The organism is Bdellovibrio bacteriovorus, from assembly GCF_002208115.1.
Classification (GTDB): domain Bacteria; phylum Bdellovibrionota; class Bdellovibrionia; order Bdellovibrionales; family Bdellovibrionaceae; genus Bdellovibrio; species Bdellovibrio bacteriovorus_C.
Window position 1 is genome coordinate 3433039 of the sequence record NZ_CP020946.1, and the last position, 22202, is coordinate 3455240.

Consider the following 22202-nt stretch of genomic DNA (forward strand, 5'->3'; position numbering starts at 1 on the left):
ATATTCCATCACTTCAGTATACTGACCTTGTCTTCGCCAAAGGAGGAATTCATGGGTCAGCTTGAACACCTGCCACACCCCAGCCGCCTACCCTCTTTGAATCATCACACATTGGCTTTCTTTTCGAATCCCGATGATGTTCGCAAAGCAGCTTCGGCTTTGGTGAATGCCGGATTCCATGAAGGGGATATCAATGTCTTTGAAGGTGATGACGGTGTTGAGGCTGTAGATCTTGATTCCGACCATGCCGACCTGATGGAAAAGTACTATCGCAAGTTTGTGAAGTTTTCAGATTCCGCAGAATGGCACTTCCTGCTGGAGGCCGACGATGAGCTGCGCCGTGGGCACGTCCTGATGTGCCTGGTCACCATGAACGTCGAGGAAAAAAATCTGGCAGTGCCTATCTTAAGAAAGTACAAAGCCTTCGACATCCGCTACTGCACCGGCATCGCGATCGAAGAGGTTGTTTAAACATTCTTTATGCGGTACATCTGTCACATCCTTTGCGAGGTGACAGATGACCGATCTTGAATTCAAAATCTATAAAGTTCCTTCTGAATTCGGCGAATGGCTGGCGGCCTTCGAAGACGACCAGTTGATTTTTCTGGGCAGTTACAATGCCGGGAAGAAGCTGGTGGAAGGCGACCTCGCGGCTTTGATTGCAAAATTCTACAGCGTGCGTATCGGCTCTTTCCAACCCGCGCCCTGGGACCACGGCAACTTCTGGACAACCCAGCATCAGATCAAACTTCAGGGCACCGAGTTTCAAATGAAAGTGTGGCTGGAGCTTTTGAAAATTCCCTCAGGAAAAACCGTCACCTATTCTGAACTGGCCAAGAAACTTCGCAAGGGCTCAGCTGTTCGAGCCGTGGCCACGGCGGTGGGAAAAAATCCCATCAGCTATTGGATCCCCTGTCACCGCGTCGTCGGCCAGGGTAACAATCTTCTGAAGTATCACTGGGGTCCGGAAGTAAAAGAGTATCTGCTGATGAAAGAAGGCGTTCTTTAGAACTTCAGATTGAAGTTCAGCGTAATGCCGGGATTTCCGACATAGTCATACTGATCAGCAAAGTCGACATTTGGAATGACCTGTACGTCGAGCATGTTCTTGTACAGGATGCGGCTCCAGGCCACGCCCAGATTGTAGCTTTTCATCTGATAGTTCGGGCGGTTCTTCGAGGTGACAAAAATATTGTAAGACATATTGGTCACCTTCGAGAACCACTGCCCCAAAGCCACACCATTGGTCACCGTGAACAAATGGGCGCGGTCTTCATAATCCCCTTCATTCACAAAAGTCAGATTGAAGCGCTGAGAAAGCTGAAAGGCAAAGTTGAAGGCCAAAAAGATTCCTGTGCCCTTGTCAGCATCTGCATAAAATTGCATCTTTGGATTCACGCGATAGTTTTTTCCACGCTCGACCACACTTTCAAATGTCAGTGTGTGTGAAATCAGGAAAGATCCCGCAAAGCTGATACGCGGTTGGAAATACGCTTTGACGTCCCCCAATTTGCGGAAGAAACCCAGGGTCGCCCCGTAATCCCGTTCCCGCGGGGTTTGACGAAGATATGTCTGGGAGATACCGCGTTCTTTGGTTTCATCATAGCTGGTAAAAGTGATTTGCCAGTACTCTTCGACATTGGGAAGACGCAAGTTGAAATTGAATGCGAAAGCGTCATTGTAACCCTCTTTTTCATTGTAATAAAAAGACGGCTCAATCAGGAAGGCGGTTTTGTTCTGTTTGGTGGTGTACTGCTGACCTGCCAGAAACAAATCGACCCCTTCGGCCACACCGTCAAACCATTCAGAAATGGCGATATTGCCGGTGATGAAGGATTTTTCCCATTTGCCTTCCTTGGATTCAGACTCGGCTTCAGAGTATTCAGCGCGCGCGTTTCCACAATACAGGGCCAGGGCCAGCATCACTGACCCCAGAGCACTTATGCGCGCGAAAGATATTGGTGCTTTTTTCCCCTGCACGTTTTAGTCTCCAGACATGAAGTATTTTAGACTTATCCTTTGCCTCCTGTCGCTGAGTATCTCGCTGCTGGCTGCAAAATCAGTCCAAGCCTACATCCCTCAGCGTGGCAACGTCGTGGCCACACTCAGTCCCTATTTCTTTCAGACAAATTATGACGGCCACGAACAGGGACAAAACAAAGTGGACACCGGAATTTCTTTGGTGGCCAATGGGGATGTCGACAACAAAGGCAGTCTTGAAATCGCCGTGATCTACATGAACAAAACCTATTTCCGTGAAGACGGCAGCCGCACGGTTGCTGAAAAAACCCCGCTGATGCACATCACAATGGGATATCGTCGCTGGTGGACTGAACTTTTTTCGACCTCTTTGGCTCTTTATACCTCTTATCCGATGGGTCTTGTGGATGTGCTTCACAATGATTTCACTCCGGAAGAGGACATGGGAACAACCGCTCGGTCCACCACTGAAACCGGCTTGGATCTCGCCCTTCAATATGAACTGATCAACCGGGAGCGCTTTTCGATTGTGGCCGAAGGACGCTATTCATATTCACTGACCAAAAAGTCCAACGAGTACGCCGACCAGTACGGCGCCAGCATCGGGATCAGGTACTTCATCCAAAGCAAAGTGGCCTCCCCTAAAGAACTCCGGGATTAATCAACCTCTGATTTAGGTTAGTTAACTATTTGATTTTGTAGTTCTTTTAAGAAACACAAACTTTGGTCCATATTTGAAAATAGCCTCTTTACTTACATATAATTTACATAGTAATTTATGTGTAAATGGAGAGCTTCAAATGAGCACCCTTGCCCTTCCCGAACTGGCTAACATCCCTTTTGTCTCTGCCGAGCAGCTGCAACCGCCGCCGGGACTTCCCACTGGCGTGAATGTCCTGGATGACTTTCTGCTGTGGCGAGGAGTCCCGCAAGGCGACCTCAGCCTGCTGCAGGGGGCTCCGGGCACCGGCGCCACTTCTTTGTGGATTCGCATCGTTCAAAACGTGCATTCCCAGAACAAGTGGGCGGCGTGGATCAACGGGGATGCTCAGCTTTTTCCGGCTCATTTAAGCAATTACAAAATCAATCTGAAAAAACTGCTGGTGGTCAAGGAGCCCAAAGAAAACGAACAGCTTTTCTGGCTGCTGCAAGAGCTGATCACAAGTTCCCTGTTTGAAGTGATCGGCTGCAACCTGAAAGAGATGTTTTTGAAAAACCATCAGCTGCAAAAACTGAAACGGCTTTGTCGTCTGCACAAGGTGGCTTTGGTTTTTGTGAATCAGAAGGCCAGCAAGTTTGTAAACCCGCTGTTCAGTCTGATGATTCATTTTCAACGCGACTTTATCACCATCCAAAGGGCTTTGCACCGTCCAACGCCATTCAATCTGGCAGGGAGTATGATTCATGCGAACTTTATGCATCAATTTAAAAACACCGCAAGAAAGCTCCTCAGCTGAAGCTTTTTTGGTGCTAAGCCCGCGCGTTCAGTATCGCTTCCCGCACTATATCTTCGTGGACATTGGCTCGACCCAGCACTTGATGGGCGGCGAAATGGGCTGCCTTGAAAAAGCGCTGGAAATCGCCTCGAAGTTTGCCCCTGATGCCAGCGCCGCCATTGGTGATACTCCTGCGGGCGCACAGATGCTGGCAAAGTGGCGTCCATCGCATATCAGTCTGCGCGGCAAGGAACAGGAAAGCTTCAAGGGTCTGGGGCTGGATGCACTGAAGGATCTTGAAGGTCTTTCACCGTGGGCACAGAAAAAACCAGTGGAGCACATGATTGCCTTCTTCCACACCCTGGGTGTGTATGGGTTGGAAGGTGTTCTAAATTTTCGTCTGAATTCACTGCGGGAACGTTGGGGGGATTTTGGTGTTTTACTTTGGAATCGTCTGCATTCTCAGGACTCTCAGGTCATTTCACCTCTTGTGCCTCGCGACCCTCTTGTGGGCTATGGCTACCTGGATGATCCCTTAGGTTCAGCCCCTTTGCTGATGAACCGGATCAAGATTCACCTGGACATTCTGTTTGCGCGCCTGCAGGGCCTGGCCCGTCATGCGCAGCGACTGGATGTGGTTTTGCACTGTGAATACTCGGACAAACGCTACAATCTTTCCATTGAACCGGTCAGTCCGACGCGCGATCAGGAGTTATTCGAGGATCTGCTGTTCAAAAAACTAGAACAGCAGGTTCTGGAAAATCCGATCCGGGAATTTGAAATCACTTTGTTTGATGTACCGGAAAAGATCCAGCAACTGGATTTTTTTGAACCCCGGGACAACACCGAGGACCGCTGGCGCCGCCTGATCAGTTTTGCCAAACAATCCCAGTGTGAAATGGGCTTTCTGCAAATGGAGGCCAGTCATTTCCCCGAGCAAAGCTTCCGCCTGGTGACGGACTGGCCCGAAGACTTCAAACCCCAGGATCTGGTGGAAAGACAGGACGAGGCTTTGCAGATCAAATCGGTCTATGCCAAAGCTCTGGCTTCCAGCCCGCGCCCGTCCCTGCTGCTGGAAAAGCCGCAGGCACTGAGCACGGGCGAAGTGCAGAAGCTTCGTTTCGTGTCGTCCCTTCCCAGTGAACGGATTGAATCGGCTTGGTGGCAGATTTCAGTTCAGGATTTAAAAAACAGAGATTATTACTTTGCGCTCTCTCATCAAGGTCAACTGCTGTGGGTTTTCAAAGATCGCATAAATTCACAGGTCTACTTGCATGGGTACTTTGACTAATAAAGCTTTAGTTCCGTCACAAAATTCCAGGCTGCCGGCCAAACCCCGGCCGCGCGCCAAAGGCTTCGTCGAACTTCTGGGGCGCAGTAATTTTTCATTTCTGCAAGGGGCCTCCAGTCCTGAAGAAATGGTCTCGCAAGCCGTGGAGTTTGGTTATGACGGCATGGCCCTGTGTGATCTGAATGGATTGTACGGTGTGGTTCGGGGTTTTCAGACCATTCAGTCCCCGTCGTTGTTCACCGCCTCCCCGCAAGTGAAAGAGGGCTTTCATTATCTGATTGGCTCAGAGCTGACTTTGACCGACGAAAGCTCCGTTGTGCTGATCCCGATGAACAAACAGGGTTATTCGCATCTGTGTGAAATTCTGACATTGGGAAAACGTCAGGCCGCCAAGGGGTTTTCCAAACTCAGTCTGGAACAGATTGAAAAATACAATCAGGGACTTTTGTGTCTGGCCATTCCTCCGTGGACGGATGAACGCTATGAAAAACTTGAAAAGATTTTCGACAACCGCCTGTATCTGCCGCTGTGGCGCGATCTGACCTGGGAATCCCAGGAGTTCTGTCGACAGGGATTTGCACTGGAAGAAAAGTATCAGGCTCGTTTGTTTGTTACCCAGCGCCCTTTCATGCACAGTCCGGAACGCAAGCCCTTGTTTGATGTTCTGACCTGCACGCTTCATCACACCACGTTGGCAGAGGCGAAAAACAAACTGATTCAGAATTCCGAGAGATGCTTAAAAAGCCTCGATGATATTTCGTGGCTGTGGCAGGACCGCCTGGATCTTGTGGAAAAAACTGTGGAGATCTCGGCACGTGTGACGTTTTCATTAAATGAAATACGTTACCGCTATCCCGCATCCAGCTTGCCTTTGGGGATGACACCCACTGAGCACATGCGTGAACTGACGATGAAAGGGGCGCAGTGGCGCTATCCGGAAGGCATTCCTGAAAAAGCCTTAAAGCAAATCGAACACGAACTGGAACTGATCAAGGATTTGCAGTACGAGGATTATTTTTTAACTCTGAAAGAGATCTGCGACTTCGCCTCATCCCGAGGAATCCTTTACCAGGGCCGTGGTTCCGCTGCCAACTCGGTGGTGTGTTTTTGTCTGGGCTTAACCGCGATTGATCCGGTGAAAATGAATCTGCTGTTTGAACGTTTCCTGTCGCGGGAACGGCGCGAACCGCCGGACATTGATATCGACTTTGAACACAGCCGCCGCGAGGAAGTGATTCAGCATATCTATGAAAAATACAACGAACGCCACGCCGCCATGGTGTGCACGGTGATTCGTTATCGTTCCCGCATGGCCATTCGTGAAACTGCCAAGGTGTTCGGCATGCCACTGGCTAAAATCAATGCCATGATCAAATTCATGGGCCGCGACGGAATGAAGCGTCTGCTGGATCCCGCCGTGGCAGCGGACTTCGGCATGGAGCCTGAACCTTGGAAGATGTTCATGGCTCTGGCTCAGCAGTTGCATGGATTCCCCCGTCATCTGGGAATTCACAGCGGTGGCTTTTTAATCACTCAAGATCCCATCACCGAAATGGTTCCGGTGGAAAAAGCCACCATGAACGGCCGCTATGTCATTCAGTGGAACAAGGACGACGTGGATTTCCTGCGCCTGATGAAAATTGACGTTCTAAGTCTGGGAATGCTGACGTGTCTGCGCAAGTGCTTTGATCTTTTGCGTGATGTGAAAGGCAAGGACTACAGCCTTGCCACTTTGCCTGCCGATGACAAGCCCACTTACGACATGATCTGCCGTGCGGAAACCGTCGGTGTCTTTCAGATTGAATCCCGCGCGCAGATGAACACGTTGCCGCGCATGCAGCCGCGGAATTTTTATGATCTGGTGATTGAAATCGCCCTGATTCGTCCGGGCCCATTGCAAGGGGGCATGGTGCATCCGTTCTTGAAACTGCGCCAGAATCGTCCCAAAGAAATCAAATATGCGCATCCGGCCCTGGAGCCGATTCTAGAAAAAACCATGGGCGTTCCCATCTTTCAGGAACAAGTGATGAAGATGGTGGTGGCCGTGGCGGACTTTACTCCGGGGGAAGCAGATGAACTGCGCCGGGTGATGTCTTCGGCCTGGAAACGCAAAGCCACCATGGGTGGCATCGAGCAGCGCCTGCGCACCGGGTTTGCCCGTCACGGGATCTCCAGTGAATACGCCGATCAGATCTATAAAACCATCGAAGGTTTTGCCAACTATGGCTTCCCCGAAAGTCACTCGGCCAGCTTTGCTCTTTTGACTTATGCCAGCTGTTATCTGAAATGCCACTATCCGGATGTATTTGCCTGCGGGCTTTTGAACAGTCAGCCCATGGGCTTTTACGCTCCCCGCACGATCATCGCCGAAGCCCAGCGCAACGGTGTGGTGGTGGCACCCTTGGACGTGCAGAAGTCCGACTATGACTACACCATTGAAAAAACCGCCTCGGGTGATCAACTGCGTGTGGGATTAAGATCTATTTATGGCATTCCCGAAGCATTGATTCGCCGGATTGAAGACAGCCGCAAACAAGACGGCCTGTATCTGGATCTGGCAGACTTTATCCGCCGCACTCAGCTTCCTCGAAGTGTTCTGCTGAAACTTGCCGCCGCCGAGGCTTTTGAATCTTTCAACAGCAATGTGCGGGAACTGATCTGGAATCTGGAATCCTTAAGTCTGGATCAGCAAAGCTTCCTGTGGGGCCACCCCAAAGAACAGTTCGAGCTGGGAGAAGACGAGGACGAACCCGAGCATCTGCCCTTTGAATCCAACTGGGACCGCCTGCGCCGTGAATATGACAGCAAGGGGTATTCCGTGGAGTCCCATCCGATGTCAGTCCTTAGAACCTATCTGCACAGCAAAAGCGAAGCTCTGCGCGAAAAACGTTTTGTGCCTTATTTTTCCTCGGAAGATCTGAAACGCATGAAAACAAAAACCAAGGTGCGGGTTGCAGGCCTGGTGGCAATTACCCAACGCCCGCCCACGGCCAAGGGCATGTGCTTTATCACCCTGGAAGACGAGTTCGGTTTTATGAACATCGTCATTCATCCTGAAATCTATCAGAAGGACCGCACCACGATTTACACCCGCTCGCTGCTGGAAATTCACGGCCAGGTTGAAAAAGTGGGTGCCATCACCAATATCCGCGCCGAACGCATTCTGCCGCTGGGATAGCCTTTGAAAGTGCTTTTCAAGTCCGATCCCCCGGTGTTATGGTGCCGGCATGATCCGCGAAGCCATTGAAATGATTTTCACCCCTGCCACGTCCGTCGCTAAAAAATACGGATTCGTCTATCATTCGATTTCTTTGAAACACCGCTTTGAACGCTGTAAAAAAATCTGGCTGCCGCATTTGAAGAACTGTCAGGACACTTTCCTGCAAGTCGTAAAAGACCTGCCACAGAAAAAGTCCGTGGTGGTTCTGGGCAGTGCCCACCTGCACGAAATCCCCCTGCACCTGCTGGTGGATCATTTTGAAAGCATCACCCTGGTGGATGTCATCCATCCTTTGAAACACCACTGGGCGGCCAAACGCAACTCCCGCTTGAAACTGATCACCCAGGATCTTGGGGGATCTTTGCAGGAACTGGAAAATCTGAAATCTTTGGAGGACCTGAACAAGCTGATTCAGAATCTGTCTGAAAAACAGCTTTTCCATTTCGAAGCGGATCTGATTGTGTCGGGGAATCTTTTATCCCAGTTGGCGCTACTGCCGATGGAAGCCCTGGAAAAATACACCAAAAAAGATCTGACTTTGGCGGAAAAAGACCATATCTGCACGGCCTTTGGCGAAATTCATCTGAAGAACCTGCGCCAGTGCACCGGCCACAAACTGATTTACACCGACCGCGAAGTCACCTATCGCAATCCGCAAGGGGAAGAGATCTATCAAGGTTCGTATCCGGTGAACTTTGACGGCTTCACTAAATTGCGGGAATGGAACTGGATTCTGGCTCCGCTGAAAGAAGCCTCAAAAGATTATTCCATCGAAATGAAAGTGGAAGCTTACTCTTCCAAATAAAAAAAGCCGCATTTCTGCATCACAGATCATGCGGCTTTCTTTTTAGCAGCGTGGTCCTTTGCTGCAACCCAGAAGGTCTTCGGTTTCTTTCAGCTTAAAGAAGTTTTTCAAACGGGACTTGTTATCCAGATGAGTTGAGCTGTCGCCTTCAGTATCATGCTCCTCTAGATGGCACATCCAAGAAAGAGCCGCTTTGGCTTTTTCCGTCTGCACAGACAACTCTTTATCCTGCTTCAGGAAAATATTCAGAATGCGGAAGCCCATGATGTCGGCTTGAGTTTCCTTGTTTTTGCTTTCAACAAACTTTGCCGACTTGTCTGCCAGGTCCGAGTTCACACATGTTAGAACACGATTGTCCAATTCAAATCCACGGTACTGCAGCTGATGTGTCATCTCATGCGCCAATGTCATCACCAGGCCCGCGATTCTTTCCACTTTGGTTTTTCCGGCATTCAACAACAGCTGTCCAGGGCAGATATAGATTACACCGTTCGGACCACCACCTGGCAACAAAGAGCGCGCCATCACATTCAAACCATCAATTCCACAAGCTGATGACATGTCTATAGTCACAATGTCCTTACCCTGATAGGAAAGCTCAAATGTTTCAGAAACCGACTGCACCACCGTCGTATTCAAAGCACCCACAAGGCCCATGCGACCGTCTTCATCCAGCTTTTCACTTTTCACGAATTCCATCATCAGCTTGTGTACAATCTCGGTGGCCTCTTTCACGTCTTCATCATAGTTATAAATTGTGCGATATTCTTTATCGGCCAAGAGCAAAAGGCGACTTTGAGCCTGATATCTTTTCAGATCCTCGGGAATATGTTTTTTAAAGGACTCTGCTGAGCCGTCAAACTCTTCCGGCAATGAAAGTTCTGCCTTCAGAGCTTTAACCGCAGCTTCAAAGCCGTTCTTTTTAATGTCGGCAGTAATCGGCAATACGGACTTTTCACAGATATTGATTTCAGGGGTTTCGCAGATCGGAGCGGATCTTGCGCCCGGAACAACTTGCTCCGTTTTGGCCTTGTCGCCGGTCTTGTTGCGGTACTTTCTTGCGTAATCAGAATCCTTTTCCGCACAAGCGGCCAAACCCAAACTGATCGCAAGGATAACGCTAAGCTTTTTCATAACTGCTCCTTTTCTTTACGCGTGAGTACTGAAAAACGGCACTTCCGCGGGCCGGATCCTCGATGTTCGAGGCGGACCTGACAGAGAAGAAACAAAGCAAAGGCAGGGCCAAGCCGCTGTCTCAGAATGAGATAACGCGGCGTAGGTGTAAAAAGTCACCAGGCACCTTTTATTTTTTGAGGGCTATGTAGAGGCCTTCGAAGGTGGGGATGATGGCGGATTCAAACAAAGTGGGGTCGGCCAGGCGCTTGTTGAAGTCTTGCATGATGCGGACTTGTTTGTCCGAGAACTTCTGGGCGGGTTCACCCCACACGGAGCCCGACAAGAAGATATTGTCGGCCAGAATCAGGCCGCCTTGACGCAAGTTTTTTTCGGCCCAGGTCAGATAGTCAAAGTAAGCGGCCTTGTTGCCGTCGATAAACACGCCGTCGAAAGGCCCCAGAGCTGCGATTTTTTCAAGCTCCTCACGGGCATCACCCATCACCAGATGGATTTTCTTTTTCGACTGATCCAGTTGCGCGAAAATCTGGGATGAGTATTCGCCGTGCTTCGGGTCTTTTTCAAGAGTCCACAACTCCCCACCCTCCGGCAGGGCATCAAAGATGTACTGCGCCGACAATCCGGTCAGCGTTCCGATCTCGACAAATTTGCGGCAGCCGTGTGTGCGCACCAGCGTTTGGATCAACTTTGCTTCCGCTGCATTGATGCTGATTCTTCCCAAATTCAGTTCATCAGCAAACTGACGGGAACGTTTTTTCAGATCACTTTCTTCAGAAAGAAGTGAAAGCATATAATTGTCTTTGTGGCTTAACACGGATTCACGCATGCCCTATCTTCGCACATCCCTCTTGTGAAGTTAACAGGAAGTTAATTTGCCCGGCACTTACGTCGCCGCTTAGCCTTAAAGGACCTGTTTCTATTAACACGGAGGTATTTTCATGCATTTGTCTTCAGCACTTAAAATTGCCGCATCTTTGACCCTGGTGTTCGCCCTGGGTGCATGTTCCAGCAAATCCAAAAAAGAGGATGAAAACGTCATTGGCCAGCGTGGCAATCGCGGTCCTGACTCAGCCCTTTCCGGAGCCGCGGGTGACTTAAGAAAATCAACCAAGTTCTCAACTCTTTCCCAGAACATTCGATTCAATGTCGGAAGTTCCGAACTCAACGCCTCCAGCCGCCGGGCTTTGGATGAAATTGCCAGCGAGTTGAAGAAGACCTCGAACTCTTATGAGAAAATTCGCATCTCTGGTCTGACGGACCCTCAAGGCGATGCTGATCGCAACCTGCGCCTGTCAGAAGCCCGTGCGATGCGCGTGCGCGACTATCTGGTGTCTCGCGGAGTGTCCGAGGATAAGCTTGAAACCATCGGCAAGGGGGCCGTAGCCCGTGAAAGCCTGGGAACGTCCTCTCAAATGGCGCGGGATCGTCGCGTGGACTTTGAGATTGTCGAATAACGTCAGAAACGGCAAGATAGTGGCTTATGAATCCACTTCTTGTCTTTGATCTTGACGGCACTTTGATTGACTCGGCCCCGGATATTATCGTGGCCGTCAATCGCACTTTGGCAAACCATTCCAAACCCACCTTAAGCGATGAACTGATCATCGCACACATCGGCGAAGGCATTAAAAAGCTTATCGCCGATTTATTTAAAGACGACTCACTGGAACCCGCCGACATCATCGCTCTGGAAATGGAGTTCCTGAAAACCTACGAAGAAGAGATGCTGCAAAAAACCCGCATCTATCCTGGTGTGGAAGACTTCCTGTCCCGCTATCAGGGGCCTATGGGTATCATCACCAATAAAAATGAAATTCCCGCCAAGGTCATTTTGAAACATCTGGGTCTGGACAAGTATCCATGGGTGAATGTTTTTGGTGCTGATACACTTGAAGAACGAAAGCCCAGCCCGCTTCCTTTAAGAACCATGATGAAGCTGGCCGGCCGTCTGCCGGGGAACACCCTGATGATCGGCGATGGCATTCCGGATATGGTTTCCGCCCAAAAAGCCGGCGTGGCCTCCATTGCCATCGGCTTTGGTTATACGGCAACTCCCCTTCTGGAAAAGTACGAACCGCTGGCCGTTTTGGAACACTATCAGGATCTCTCAGCTCTGGTTGAAAGAATCTCAGTCCGGGCCTGAGAACGTGCTGGACCTTAGTCCCATTCGTGGGAGCAGTGTAAAGGATTAACCAAAAAACTCCGATAACTTCTATAGGAATTAGTTTGAGGAGTGGAATGAAGACCCAAGGTAAAATCTGGATCATTTATGATGCCGAGGCGAAGACGCAGACAAAGCCTATGTCTGTTGTGCAAGCTCAAGTGTCGATCCTGTCCATTCCCGAACATGCTCATGCCAAATTCTTCCTGTGGACACCGGGCTGGGAAAGCTGGTTGTCTATCAAGGACTTCCTGGAATCTGATCAGAACTATTTCGTTATCGTTCAGCCTCCGAAGCCAGGCGGTATGCCTTCTCTTCCAGGTGAAAATGAAAACACCCTGACGGCGACCAAGAATGCGCCGGCCACCAATGGGGGTGCTGACAGTCCCTACACCCAAGTGGTTGTGGGCGACATTCCGCTGAAGCACCGTGAACTCGGCGGCTATCACCAAAAAGATTTCAACGGAGATGATCTGGATCTGGCCAAGATCCGCAAAGACAAATCCGACATGCCAAAGCCCAAGAAGAAAAACGACGAACCCGAAGAAGTGCCACAAGCACAAGCCAAGTCAGAGCCGAAGGGTTCTGACCGTCGTCGCGATCCCCGACACAATTTCAAAATTGAAGTCGTGCTGGTTTCCAAGGTTCGTTCGTTCCGCACTTATTCCAAGGACATCTCTTTAAGCGGGACCATGCTTGAAGACGAAATCCCAAGAGACTTCCTGAATAAGCCTTTCGATTTGATTATCGTAAATCCATTTGAACCGGATCCATCCAAAGCCCGCCTGCTCTTCCGCGCCAAAATCGTGGGTGACCTGGCAGACCCTCGCCGTTTGATGTTCATCGAACAGGATGTCACCATGACATTGCGTCTGGATGCTTTGCTGAAAGCTTACGTAGCTTATCAGGATCAAGTTCGTCGCAGCGCCGGCTAATCTTACTCTATACTCTATCAAAAAATGCTGTTTCGCAGGACTGCGCATCTGCGCCCATTCACGACTATCGTCGTATAAATTGCGAAGCTGAATTGTTTGCTCCTTAATTATCTTTCAAATTTTCAGAATAATTATTGTGTTAAAGCCTCTTAATGAAACATCGAGGCCAGTTTTCTCACATCACCGTCAAGACTCTTTAACACAAAACCGATATCTAATTTTGAGAAATCCATCAAGGAGTCTTTATGAGTACACTGAAGTACGTTGTTGTGATGGGGACCACACTAGGTCTGCTGACGGGTTGTCAGAAAGAATTGGAAGAAGCTTCCAAACCCCGCTATCTGTACATCGCAAGTGGCGCCTGCTATTCCGGCACCGGCAACACCACTTACAGTGCGACGACTTCCTCCAATGTGATCTTCCGCATCGGCCTTGAAACTGCCCAGTACGAAGGGCGCATCGCCGATTTTTCTTCCGTCCTGGATACTCCGGGCACCACCCCGGTCAGCATTGTGGATCACGACGATGAACATCTGCTGGCGTTGCTTGAGCACACCGGACAACGTCGCATCGAGCTGATCAAAAAAGACCTGCTTGGCGAAAGACAGACTTTCTATAACAACACCTCCGCAACGGCCCCTATCGGCGCATTACAATCGGCCGCTCGCTATTTGCTTTCCGTCGTCGATGGTCTTTTGATCAGCCGCACGACCGCCATTGAGAAACTGGACACCGGTAAATCCCGCGAAACCGGAACAGGCACCAATGCCTGGGTTCAGGGACCCGGTGGATCTTGCAGTGCTTCGGCCACCAACATCACGTCCCTTGCGACCTATCCAACGTCTTCCAATGCCGCCGGTTACAACATCATTTACACTCATTCCCAGAATGCCTCCAGTGCCAACAACCGCATCGGCATCATGAATGGACTGACCGGCTGGAATGGAACGACAGGATGTCTGGCGGCACAATCAGGACCTGCCTTGACGGCTTATCCGACCGCTTCAGTGTATATGCCTGATTCCGGGCGCATTGCGGTTGCGTATGCGGGGATCTCAGGCTCCATGCTGAATTCTATTTACACTTATGAGGTCGATGAAACCGCCAACACCATTTCAGATCCGGTGAATGCCTATGAGGTTCCAAGTGTGATCTACGGGGCTTCAGCGATGGTCTATGACGAAGTAGAGGGGCATCTGTATGTCGCCACGGGCGGTGCCGTGACCACGAACTTCACGACCGGAAATATTCCGTACAACATTGAAAAGTTCACCTATGACAGCACGACAAAGACCTTCACCCGTGTAGGCTCCACGTCGTATTACAGCGGGAATCTTGAAACCCGCTGCATTTCATCCATGTTTATTGGAAATTAAGGCGTTCCGATAATCTGAACGCCCCAACTGACCAGATCGCCATTGAAGGTCGAACCCCCATCAATGACCTTGATCGTCCAGGTGCCGTTGGAACGTTCCTGGAAGAAGGCGTTGCTCAGGAAAACTTCGTTGTCAAAATCAACCTGACCCAACAAAGAATTTCGCATATTCAAAATCATGCTTTTAGTCCCGGACGGCGACGTCAGTTCCACGCCCAGATCACCCACCCGGTCATGATCCACCTTCAAGCGGATACGAACCCCTTCGATGCGCAAATTGTCTGTCACCGTCACGGTGTTGCTGACGCCGGTTGCGCTGTAATCAGGAATTGCGACGCGTGTGGTGTTTTCAATCCAGGCCGTGCTGGAAAGGCTGGTGGTGAATGTCGAGGTATAATTTTTTGCCAACGAAACAGCGGCGTCCACATTCACCCGGCCAAATCCATACCAGTTATGGAATTTGAATCCCGCACTGTTGGTGACCCACGCATTTTCCCAGACCGCACCTGATGGCAAAATCACATTCTTGGCAGAGTTCCCCGGATAATTTCGCAAAGGATGATTACTGATGGCGCCAGAGTTCGGACGAACCTGCACTGCCGTTTTCGCCAGAATGTATTTCACATCACGCCAGTTTAAATTCGGATTTGCCTCCAGAAGCAGCGCAATCGCCCCCGTCAAAACCGGAGCCGCCGAAGAAGTTCCGTTGAAAGTCGTCGTGTAATTGCAATTGCTGTTTCCGTTGCTACCCCGTTCGAACTCCACTTTGCCAGAGATACTGGTCTGAGCATAACCTGCGCTGCAACCGGTGCGGTCGGTGGTCACCATCGCCGGAGAATCATCGCCGGACTCTCCCCCGAAGGACGAAATCCACACATTCGAACCAACAGAAGAATACGAAGCCGCATCACCCGTAGAATTTAAAGCCGTCACCAGAATTGTGTAAGGCGTGCTGTTGTCCGGATCCAGATTCGAGTTACCGATGCAGTAAGTGTCCGTCGAGCCTTTGCATTCCACCAGGAAGTCATTGCCGGCAGACTTTACATAGATGGAACCTTTGCCACTGCGACCATTGAGCACCCCGTTCAGCAATGCTGTTTCCCAGGCGGCCACAGGATCCGGCAGATAATTCTGCGAGTTCCCCCAGCTCATGTTGTAAACGTCATAACCACCACTCAGTTGCTCGGCCATGCGACTGTAGGTTTGCGAAACACCCGTGGACAGGAAGTTATAAGCCAGCAGTTTGGCTTTGTAAGCAACACCCTTGCTGCCCACGCCGTTATCGCCGACGGCCGCCGCCAGACCCGCCACGGATGTGCCGTGATTGTCATCGGAAGAACTTGGAGGCGCATTGCTGGAGGTGTACGGAGCTGCGTTGTGATAATTCTTGGAAACCCCATACAGGAAGTTGTCCTTCAAATCCGGATGGGCATCCTGAACACCGTCATCGGAAATCACAATTTTGATTCCGTTTCCAGTAAGCCCCGCCGTCCATGTCTGCAACAGATTCAAATCCACACCGGCGGTCCCGGCATCGGCGGCAAAAACTTTTTGTCCGGTGTTATTGATATGCCAGGCGTAACCTAACAAAGGGTCCGCGCCCGTACCGGCCAGTTCTTCACCAACTGCCGTGAAGCTGTTTTTCGCGCAGTTAGTAAATAAAGTCCCCGTGATAGCAGCTATCACCGCAAGGCCCATCAGCATTTTGGCTTTAGGACTAAAACTTTTCATACTTCCTGCTCAAAATTTCCAGTTGGGCCTGACTGATACCAGGTTCACTGCTTAAACGTTCTTTCAAAGAGGACAAATTGAATGTGTCCTGTGCCGAGGTCACAAAATACATATTCGCTTCCGGCATCGAACCCACAACCTTTAGGTCATATTCCTGAATCAGAGAATCGATATTCACACCTTCATTCACAGTGATCTGAATGGTGCCCGTCACAACGCCCGCAATCCCTTTGCGCTCGTTGTAAACGGCCAGGGGCTGTGATGCCGAGAAGTGACGGTCATCGCCACGGAAGCCGTCTTCTTCGACCAGATAGTAACCGTTGATTTCAGCCAAGTAAGCACTGCGTTTGCCCGCAGACTGCGGATAGGCGGCCACACCCTCCCACACTTTCCAGGAAGTGCCGGACAAAACAGATGACTGCGCCAGACGGCGATCATCCGGTTTTGGCAAAACGGTCTGCTTTCTTTTTGGCTCCAGTAAACGACGTGATTCTTCCGCCTGATTCTGGCCGTGCGAAGGGATCTCGGTCACCTGCATTTGCGCGCCCGGGGACTGCATGGCGATGTCTTCTTCGCTTAAACGGTCTTCAGAGGATTCAACAACATCGACGGCCTCTTTCAAGGATTCCGCCAAAGTCGGCTCCTGATCCTTTTTAAGGAACAGCGAAAGCGCAACAACCGCTGTGATTACAATAAGTAAGATGATGACGTGTTTACGTGCCATGAGTCCTTTAATTCTATCGCTAAAAGGGGGGCCACGTTCACTATTTTCTGCAAGAAGTATTGGGAAAGTATGGAAACAGACTGTGTTCCCGTTTTGAGACAGAACTTTGGTCTGTAATAAAAAACCCCTCAGCAATCACTCGCTGAGGGGTCCATATTTTATTCAATCAGTTTGGTTTCGATTACGGATTCAGCTTCAAAAGCGTTTCCACGGTTTTTTTCAGCTTTTCAACGTCGAATGGCTTTTTGATGTAGTCATCAGCGCCGATCTCAAAGGCCTTTTTCATGTCTTCTTCGGAAGCTTTGCCGGACACGAACACCAGCGGGATTTTTTTCAGATCGCGGTGCTCTTTCAGAAGTTGCGCCAGTTCAAAACCGTTGATCCAAGGCAGTCCCACGTCCATCAGAATCAGATCCACCGAGTGATCATCCAGCACTGTCGAAAGCTCAGTGCCATCGGCCGCAAGCTTCGTCACATAACCTTCACTCTCAAGGATTCTTTTCATCGCCAGGCGCATGGTTTCGTCATCCTCGATCACAAGAATGATTTTTGGATCCAGCTTTTTCTTGGCTTCGCGGAACTGATCCAAAGGCACCACTTCCTGAGAAGCGATGCGGGCCTTGGTCATCTTTTCGATCTTTTCGATCAAATCCTTGGTGTTGATTCTTTTGTCCTTCATATCTTCCTTAGTGAGCTTCCTGGGCTTCCAGCCATCTTTCAGCATCGATCGCCGCCATACAACCTGTACCGGCTGCCGTGATCGCCTGACGATATACGTGATCTTGCACGTCTCCCGCCGCAAAGACACCTGGAATATTAGTATACGTGGTGTTGGGCTGGGTGATCAAATAGCCTGTCTCATTCATATCCAAAACACCTTTGAAAAGGTCGGTGTTCGGCTTATGGCCAATGGCCAGGAATAGACCTGTGATCGGAAGTTCTTTGACAGCGCCATCAACAGTGCCTTTGATTTTCGCACCGGTCATACCCTTGCCGTCACCCAGAACCTCGGTCACCTCGGTGTTGTAAAGCACTTCGATTTTTGGGTTCTTAAGCGCACGATCAACCATGATTTTGGAGGCACGGAAGTGGTCACGTCTGTGAATCAGGTACACCTTGCTGGCAAAGCGAGTCAGGAACTGCGCTTCTTCCATCGCTGTGTCACCACCGCCAACAACGCCGATTTCCTGATTGCGGAAGAAGGCACCGTCACAAGTTGCACACGCAGAAACACCACGGTTGGCGTAAACTTTTTCAGAAGGCAGACCCAGATACTTGGCGCTGGCGCCAGTGGAAATGATAATGGATTTTGCCAAGTGAAGTTTGTCACCGATCCACACTTTGAACGGACGCTGGGAGAAATCCACCTTCGTCACATTGCGAGTGATGAAACGAGTGCCGAATCTTTCGGCCTGTTTTCTCATGACTGTGATCAGGTCCGGACCCGTGATCCCGTGGTCAAAGCCTGGGAAGTTTTCAACTTCGGTCGTGGTCATCAACTGACCGCCGGCCTCTTCACCTTCAATCATCAAAGGCTCCAGATTGGCGCGGGAAGTATAAATAGCGGAAGTCAGGCCTGCAGGGCCGGAACCGATGATGATGACGTTTTCAACTTTTTGATCCTGAGTCATAGATTACCTCACAATTGGTCGGGACAATAACGGATCAAGGCTACCACAAATAGCCCCGTTTTCATTAGTTCTTTGCACGTTTTGGACTGCGTCAGCTACAATGGGCTATGCCCGTGATTTCTTTTAAAAAGAACATGCCTGCCGTAGAGGTTCCTGCTGACACCGTCCTGATGATGGCGCTACTGGATGCGGGCCTTCCCGTGGCTTCCAGTTGTGATGGCGACGGCGTTTGCGCAAAGTGCAAAATCATTATTGTGGAAGGCAAAGAGAATCTATCTGCTGAAAACGACACAGAAAATTTTCTGCGCGAAAAAAACGGGCTTTCTTCGGATGTTCGCATCAGCTGCCAGACCCGCATTCAGGGCAACATCACGGTCGACGCGACATATTGGTGAATCTTACAGTTCACGGTGTTTAAATTCCTTGCCGGGATCATCCACTTCGTGATCCGGGCGATCCAGACGACGGGCTTCCACCGGCTGCGGAACCGAGCAGCGCTCCCCTTCAACCCGGGACATATTGGTTTTGCGCCCAATACCGGATTGATTTCGTCCATAACAGGGAATCACAGAGCTGCGTAGAACCGTGGCTGGCTCTGCCGGAGTCACAAAATCAGTTTCACGAGTGATCGCACCAAGAATCGGCTCTAATCCAAAAAAGAAAAATACACCAATGAAGAATAAGGAAAAACGAAGAAAGGATGCCATAGAATCCCCCTGTTCCCAAAACTCTCTCAGTATACCCCAAGGAAATTTAAAACGAGGACTTCTGCCACCCAACACCAGCCCAAAGTGCGATTCACGCAGTAAAGCCCTCCCAAAAAGCCGGGAATCAAGGTCGGTCAAAAGGGTTCGAATGCAAGGCGGAGGTTCTTTTGCGAAACGGAGGCGTGCTCCAAGCACGTCGGAGAGAAGCAAAAGGCCCGACAACGCAGCAGGCGGGCCCTTTTCACCGACCGCTAGACCTTCTGCAGTCTGACGAAATTGATTTTGATCCCTTCACGCAGGAAGATTTTCTCAAAAGCCGTTTCGAAGTTCTGATCTTTCATTTCTGAATTGTGCAGATCCTGAGTTTCAAAAATGATCTTGTACGGAGACTGACGGATTTCATCCATCGCCCACAGGAAATACACCAAAGAATCGGTTTTGAAATTGATGAAAGAACCCGGCTTTTGCAGACGGTACAAAAGCTCCAGATTATCTTTGCACACGAAACGGTTCTTCGGCTTTTTCGGGGACGTCCATGGATCCGGGAAATGGATATAGACGTTGTCGATCTCGCCCTCAGCAAAAAGATGATCAATGTTGAAAGCGTGGAAACGCGTGATCGCCGCATTTTTGCAGCCAGCATTCACCGCGCGACGGATGGACTGAATCAAAGGTTTGTATTTCAGCTCAAGGCCCACCAACAGGCGGTCAGAATGGGTTTTGGCGTGATGAGCAAAGTAAGTCCCGTTCCCGGTGCCCACTTCCACGTCCATCGGCATGCCAGCATCAGCTTTAAAAACGTCCGAACGCCATTTGCCCTTGTTCAGCGGAGCACGCAGCTCATCGAAAGCCACATGCGCATATTCGCCGTTCAACGCCAGGGTGTAGGCATTCTGGTTGGGAAGGTCTTTGGTGATATTAATTTGTCTTCTTAGAGCCTGATCTGTCATGGGTCCCTTGATTAGTCGGAGCCGGGTCGTCGGTCAAGCTTTTCACAGAGAAGTCCGGCCGGTGGCGGAAAGGCTGCAAACGAATCGGGCACTGAGGCACCTCACAGCTGTCACAGTAGGATTTTTTACAAGGATCCACATGGAAAGCCAGCTCCCCGTCAAACTCATAATCCTTTACCACCGCAGCCTCATAATCACTGGTCATGGCGTGAACCTGAGAAACATCCCAATATTCCGGCACCACCATATGGGCATCCACGTGATGGAATCGGCCAGAGCGAATCACGCGCAGATGGTGAATATTGATCACACCAGGCACACGATTTTTCTCCAGCGCACTGGCCAGAAGCTCGAGTGACGCCATATCCTGCTGGTCCATCAGGCCACCCAAAGATTCGCGCACAATTTTAAATCCTGAATAAGCCAGTTGCAAACCCACCAGCATCGCAATCACCGGATCCAGCCACTGAATTCCGGTCAGCAAAACCAGCCCCAGACCAACCATCACTCCGGCGGTGGTCAGAACGTCCGACAGCACATGGGCCCCACTGGCCTTCAGGGCATCCGACTGATGAGTCGTCCCCACGCGCTTCAAATACAAACCCAAAGCCAGATTCACCAGGGCGGCTCCGCCCACGATCAACAAACCCATCTCCAGCTTCTGAGTGGGTTCATGATAAATCAACGCTTTGGCGGCTTCGGCGATAATCATGATGGCGGCAAAAAAGATCATACCGCCTTCAAACGCTGACGAGAAATACTCGGCCTTGCCGTGCCCATAGGGATGATCCTCATCCGCGGGCTGAGCGGCGAAACGAATCACAAACAGCGCCACGATGGCGGCTATGACGTTCACGATACTTTCCAATGCATCAGACAGCACGGCGGTCGAGCTGGTAAGGCGATAGGCCACCACCTTCATGGTGAATATCACGACACTGGCAATGGCAGAAATCCACGCGGCACGATTACGGATTTTTTCAGCAGATGAAATAGAACTTTGCATATAAGAGCGTTTTCTTAGATACCCCGGGCGAGGTCAACGACTAATTAGCCAGCAGCCTTACGGCGCTTATGAATGGCAGATTTGATTTCCACCACAGGAGCGGCATCCAGTTTGTAATGAGCCACCTGGTTGCGCCCGGCCCGTTTGGCTTCATATAAAGCGTGGTCGGCACGACGGACCAGCTCACGGGCACTGATGTTTTCACCCGGGATCGTAATGGCAAAGCCCAAAGAGGCCGTCAGCTTCATTGAGTCCTCACCATTGCGGAAAGTGGTCTTTTCGATGTTTTCACGCAGGCGCTCGCAGAAGTACATGGCACCGGCATGATTGGTCTCTGTCAGCACCATCAGGAATTCATCCCCACCATAGCGGGCCGGAATATCAATATTGCGTGTGTTGGCGCGAATGATCTTACCCACTTCGGACAGCACATAGCTTCCGAACAGATGGTCATGCCCGTCATTGACGGTTTTGAAATAGTCCATATCCATCATCACGACACAGACATCACGGTGGAAGCGACGACCGCGCTCCATCTCGAAGTCCAGACGTTGATACAGCGAACGCATGTTGTACAGACCCGTCAGGTCATCGGTATCAACAAGCTCTTTGAGTTTCTCGTTGGCGAAAAGCAGTTGCTCGTGCAAATCGCGAATACGCAACTGTGAGCGAATGCGCGCCAGAAGCTCCAGCGGCACAAATGGTTTTACGATGTAGTCATCCGCACCCGAGTCCAGAGCCTCGATGATAGCTTCAGTGCTGGAGTTTTCCGACACAAACACGCAGGAAACGTGAGACAGACGCTCACGCACGGATTTCAAAACCCGCAAACCCGCCATGGAAGGCGCCATCCAGTCCAAAATGACAATGTGAGGAATCCAGGATTCGATCAGCTTGTGCGCTTCAGATTCGGTGGTCACACCGCGCGCGTCGTAGCCCTCCCAGCGCAAAGGCTCCAGGAGAATTTCCAGGCTATCCTTATCGTCGTCGATTACTAGAATACGGCGACTTTTTGGTTGTTTAGGGCTTACTTCAAAACTCATCTTACATACCAGTGTAACTTCTGCCCTACTCATCGGTTAATTCCGGGAATTATTTAGACAATTTTCTAATCAT

Annotated in this window: 23 protein-coding genes; 12 read left to right on the forward strand and 11 right to left on the reverse strand. The window is 50.4% G+C overall.

The features are described 5' to 3' along the window. The first annotated feature begins 51 nt into the window (after nt 1-51). Together B9G79_RS16420 and B9G79_RS16425 are read left to right on the forward strand one after the other, a co-directional pair. The gene (locus tag B9G79_RS16420; RefSeq protein ID WP_088566452.1) at nt 52-471 is read left to right on the forward strand and encodes a hypothetical protein; all 420 of its coding nucleotides are present in this window, start codon (nt 52-54) and stop codon (nt 469-471) included. 46 nt (nt 472-517) lie between these two features. Further along, the gene (locus B9G79_RS16425) at nt 518-1009 is read left to right on the forward strand and encodes a methylated-DNA--[protein]-cysteine S-methyltransferase (RefSeq protein ID WP_088566453.1); all 492 of its coding nucleotides are present in this window, start codon (nt 518-520) and stop codon (nt 1007-1009) included. On the opposite strand, the gene B9G79_RS16430 is transcribed toward B9G79_RS16425, so the two are convergent. Continuing rightward, nucleotides 1006-1923, reverse strand: a complete 918-nt coding sequence (locus B9G79_RS16430; RefSeq protein WP_088566454.1) for a hypothetical protein — start codon at nt 1921-1923, stop codon at nt 1006-1008. The two genes, B9G79_RS16425 and B9G79_RS16430, sit on opposite strands and share 4 nt — an antisense overlap. Nucleotides 1924-1996: 73 nt before the next feature. On the opposite strand from B9G79_RS16430, the gene B9G79_RS16435 reads away from it, so the two are divergent. The 5 genes from B9G79_RS16435 to B9G79_RS16455 all read left to right on the forward strand — a co-directional run bounded on the left by B9G79_RS16435 (nt 1997) and on the right by B9G79_RS16455 (nt 8732). Beyond that, on the forward strand, nt 1997-2641 hold the full coding sequence (locus tag B9G79_RS16435; RefSeq protein ID WP_088566455.1) for a hypothetical protein: 645 nt from the start codon (nt 1997-1999) through the stop codon (nt 2639-2641). Nucleotides 2642-2780: 139 nt separating this feature from the next. Next, nucleotides 2781-3437 (forward strand): recA protein, encoded by a 657-nt coding sequence (locus B9G79_RS16440; protein ID WP_088566456.1) that lies wholly within the window; start codon nt 2781-2783, stop codon nt 3435-3437. After that, nucleotides 3385-4707, forward strand: coding sequence for a hypothetical protein (locus B9G79_RS16445; protein ID WP_232468820.1), 1323 nt, complete (start codon nt 3385-3387; stop codon nt 4705-4707). The genes B9G79_RS16440 and B9G79_RS16445 overlap by 53 nt, the downstream gene beginning before the upstream one ends. Then, the gene (locus B9G79_RS16450) at nt 4691-7885 is read left to right on the forward strand and encodes a DNA polymerase III subunit alpha (protein ID WP_232468822.1); all 3195 of its coding nucleotides are present in this window, start codon (nt 4691-4693) and stop codon (nt 7883-7885) included. The genes B9G79_RS16445 and B9G79_RS16450 overlap by 17 nt, the downstream gene beginning before the upstream one ends. Before the next feature lie 49 nt (nt 7886-7934). Beyond that, nucleotides 7935-8732, forward strand: coding sequence for a hypothetical protein (locus tag B9G79_RS16455; protein ID WP_088566459.1), 798 nt, complete (start codon nt 7935-7937; stop codon nt 8730-8732). Nucleotides 8733-8774: 42 nt separating this feature from the next. Here the strand turns inward: B9G79_RS16455 and B9G79_RS16460 are convergent, their stop codons facing one another. Next, nucleotides 8775-9866, reverse strand: a complete 1092-nt coding sequence (locus B9G79_RS16460) for a hypothetical protein (protein ID WP_088566460.1) — start codon at nt 9864-9866, stop codon at nt 8775-8777. 169 nt (nt 9867-10035) lie between these two features. Continuing rightward, entirely contained in the window at nt 10036-10692 is a 657-nt protein-coding gene (locus B9G79_RS16465) for an O-methyltransferase (RefSeq protein WP_088566461.1), read from the reverse strand. 112 nt (nt 10693-10804) lie between these two features. Here B9G79_RS16465 and B9G79_RS16470 point away from each other — a divergent pair, with 112 nt between their 5' ends. The 4 genes from B9G79_RS16470 (at nt 10805) to B9G79_RS16485 (ending at nt 14338) form a co-directional block, all read left to right on the forward strand. Then, nucleotides 10805-11320 carry an OmpA family protein gene (locus tag B9G79_RS16470; protein WP_088566462.1) on the forward strand — a complete coding sequence of 172 codons (516 nt, stop codon included), beginning with the start codon at nt 10805-10807 and terminating at the stop codon, nt 11318-11320. A 26-nt stretch (nt 11321-11346) separates the two neighbouring features. Continuing rightward, nucleotides 11347-12009: an HAD family hydrolase gene (locus B9G79_RS16475; RefSeq protein ID WP_088566463.1), complete on the forward strand. Its 663-nt coding sequence runs from the start codon at nt 11347-11349 to the stop codon at nt 12007-12009. A gap of 95 nt (nt 12010-12104) precedes the next feature. Beyond that, nucleotides 12105-12962 (forward strand): PilZ domain-containing protein, encoded by an 858-nt coding sequence (locus B9G79_RS16480; protein WP_088566464.1) that lies wholly within the window; start codon nt 12105-12107, stop codon nt 12960-12962. 245 nt (nt 12963-13207) lie between these two features. Beyond that, the gene (locus tag B9G79_RS16485; RefSeq protein WP_088566465.1) at nt 13208-14338 is read left to right on the forward strand and encodes a hypothetical protein; all 1131 of its coding nucleotides are present in this window, start codon (nt 13208-13210) and stop codon (nt 14336-14338) included. Here B9G79_RS16485 and B9G79_RS16490 read toward each other — a convergent pair. The 4 genes from B9G79_RS16490 to trxB form a co-directional block, all read right to left on the reverse strand. Next, nucleotides 14335-16068 carry a S8 family peptidase gene (locus B9G79_RS16490; protein WP_232468824.1) on the reverse strand — a complete coding sequence of 578 codons (1734 nt, stop codon included), beginning with the start codon at nt 16066-16068 and terminating at the stop codon, nt 14335-14337. The genes B9G79_RS16485 and B9G79_RS16490 overlap by 4 nt on opposite strands. After that, complete coding sequence (locus B9G79_RS16495) at nt 16055-16792, reverse strand: hypothetical protein (RefSeq protein ID WP_088566466.1); 738 nt, start codon at nt 16790-16792, stop codon at nt 16055-16057. Before B9G79_RS16495 ends, B9G79_RS16490 begins: the two co-directional genes overlap by 14 nt. Before the next feature lie 181 nt (nt 16793-16973). Further along, nucleotides 16974-17471 (reverse strand): response regulator, encoded by a 498-nt coding sequence (locus B9G79_RS16500; RefSeq protein ID WP_011162963.1) that lies wholly within the window; start codon nt 17469-17471, stop codon nt 16974-16976. A gap of 7 nt (nt 17472-17478) precedes the next feature. Next, nucleotides 17479-18423: a thioredoxin-disulfide reductase gene (gene trxB / locus B9G79_RS16505; RefSeq protein WP_088566467.1), complete on the reverse strand. Its 945-nt coding sequence runs from the start codon at nt 18421-18423 to the stop codon at nt 17479-17481. Nucleotides 18424-18530: 107 nt separating this feature from the next. Here trxB and B9G79_RS16510 point away from each other — a divergent pair, with 107 nt between their 5' ends. After that, nucleotides 18531-18818: a 2Fe-2S iron-sulfur cluster-binding protein gene (locus tag B9G79_RS16510; RefSeq protein ID WP_088566468.1), complete on the forward strand. Its 288-nt coding sequence runs from the start codon at nt 18531-18533 to the stop codon at nt 18816-18818. A 3-nt stretch (nt 18819-18821) separates the two neighbouring features. On the opposite strand, the gene B9G79_RS16515 is transcribed toward B9G79_RS16510, so the two are convergent. From B9G79_RS16515 to B9G79_RS16530, 4 genes are all read right to left on the reverse strand, one after another. Continuing rightward, nucleotides 18822-19130 (reverse strand): hypothetical protein, encoded by a 309-nt coding sequence (locus B9G79_RS16515; protein ID WP_232468826.1) that lies wholly within the window; start codon nt 19128-19130, stop codon nt 18822-18824. A gap of 251 nt (nt 19131-19381) precedes the next feature. After that, a complete protein-coding gene (gene trmB, locus B9G79_RS16520) occupies nt 19382-20080 on the reverse strand; it encodes a tRNA (guanosine(46)-N7)-methyltransferase TrmB (RefSeq protein WP_232468828.1) in 699 nt (232 codons plus the stop codon). Further along, on the reverse strand, nt 20049-21086 hold the full coding sequence (locus B9G79_RS16525; RefSeq protein ID WP_088566469.1) for a cation diffusion facilitator family transporter: 1038 nt from the start codon (nt 21084-21086) through the stop codon (nt 20049-20051). Before B9G79_RS16525 ends, trmB begins: the two co-directional genes overlap by 32 nt. A 44-nt stretch (nt 21087-21130) precedes the next feature. Next, nucleotides 21131-22129 carry a GGDEF domain-containing response regulator gene (locus B9G79_RS16530; protein WP_232468830.1) on the reverse strand — a complete coding sequence of 333 codons (999 nt, stop codon included), beginning with the start codon at nt 22127-22129 and terminating at the stop codon, nt 21131-21133. Nucleotides 22130-22202 lie beyond the last annotated feature (73 nt).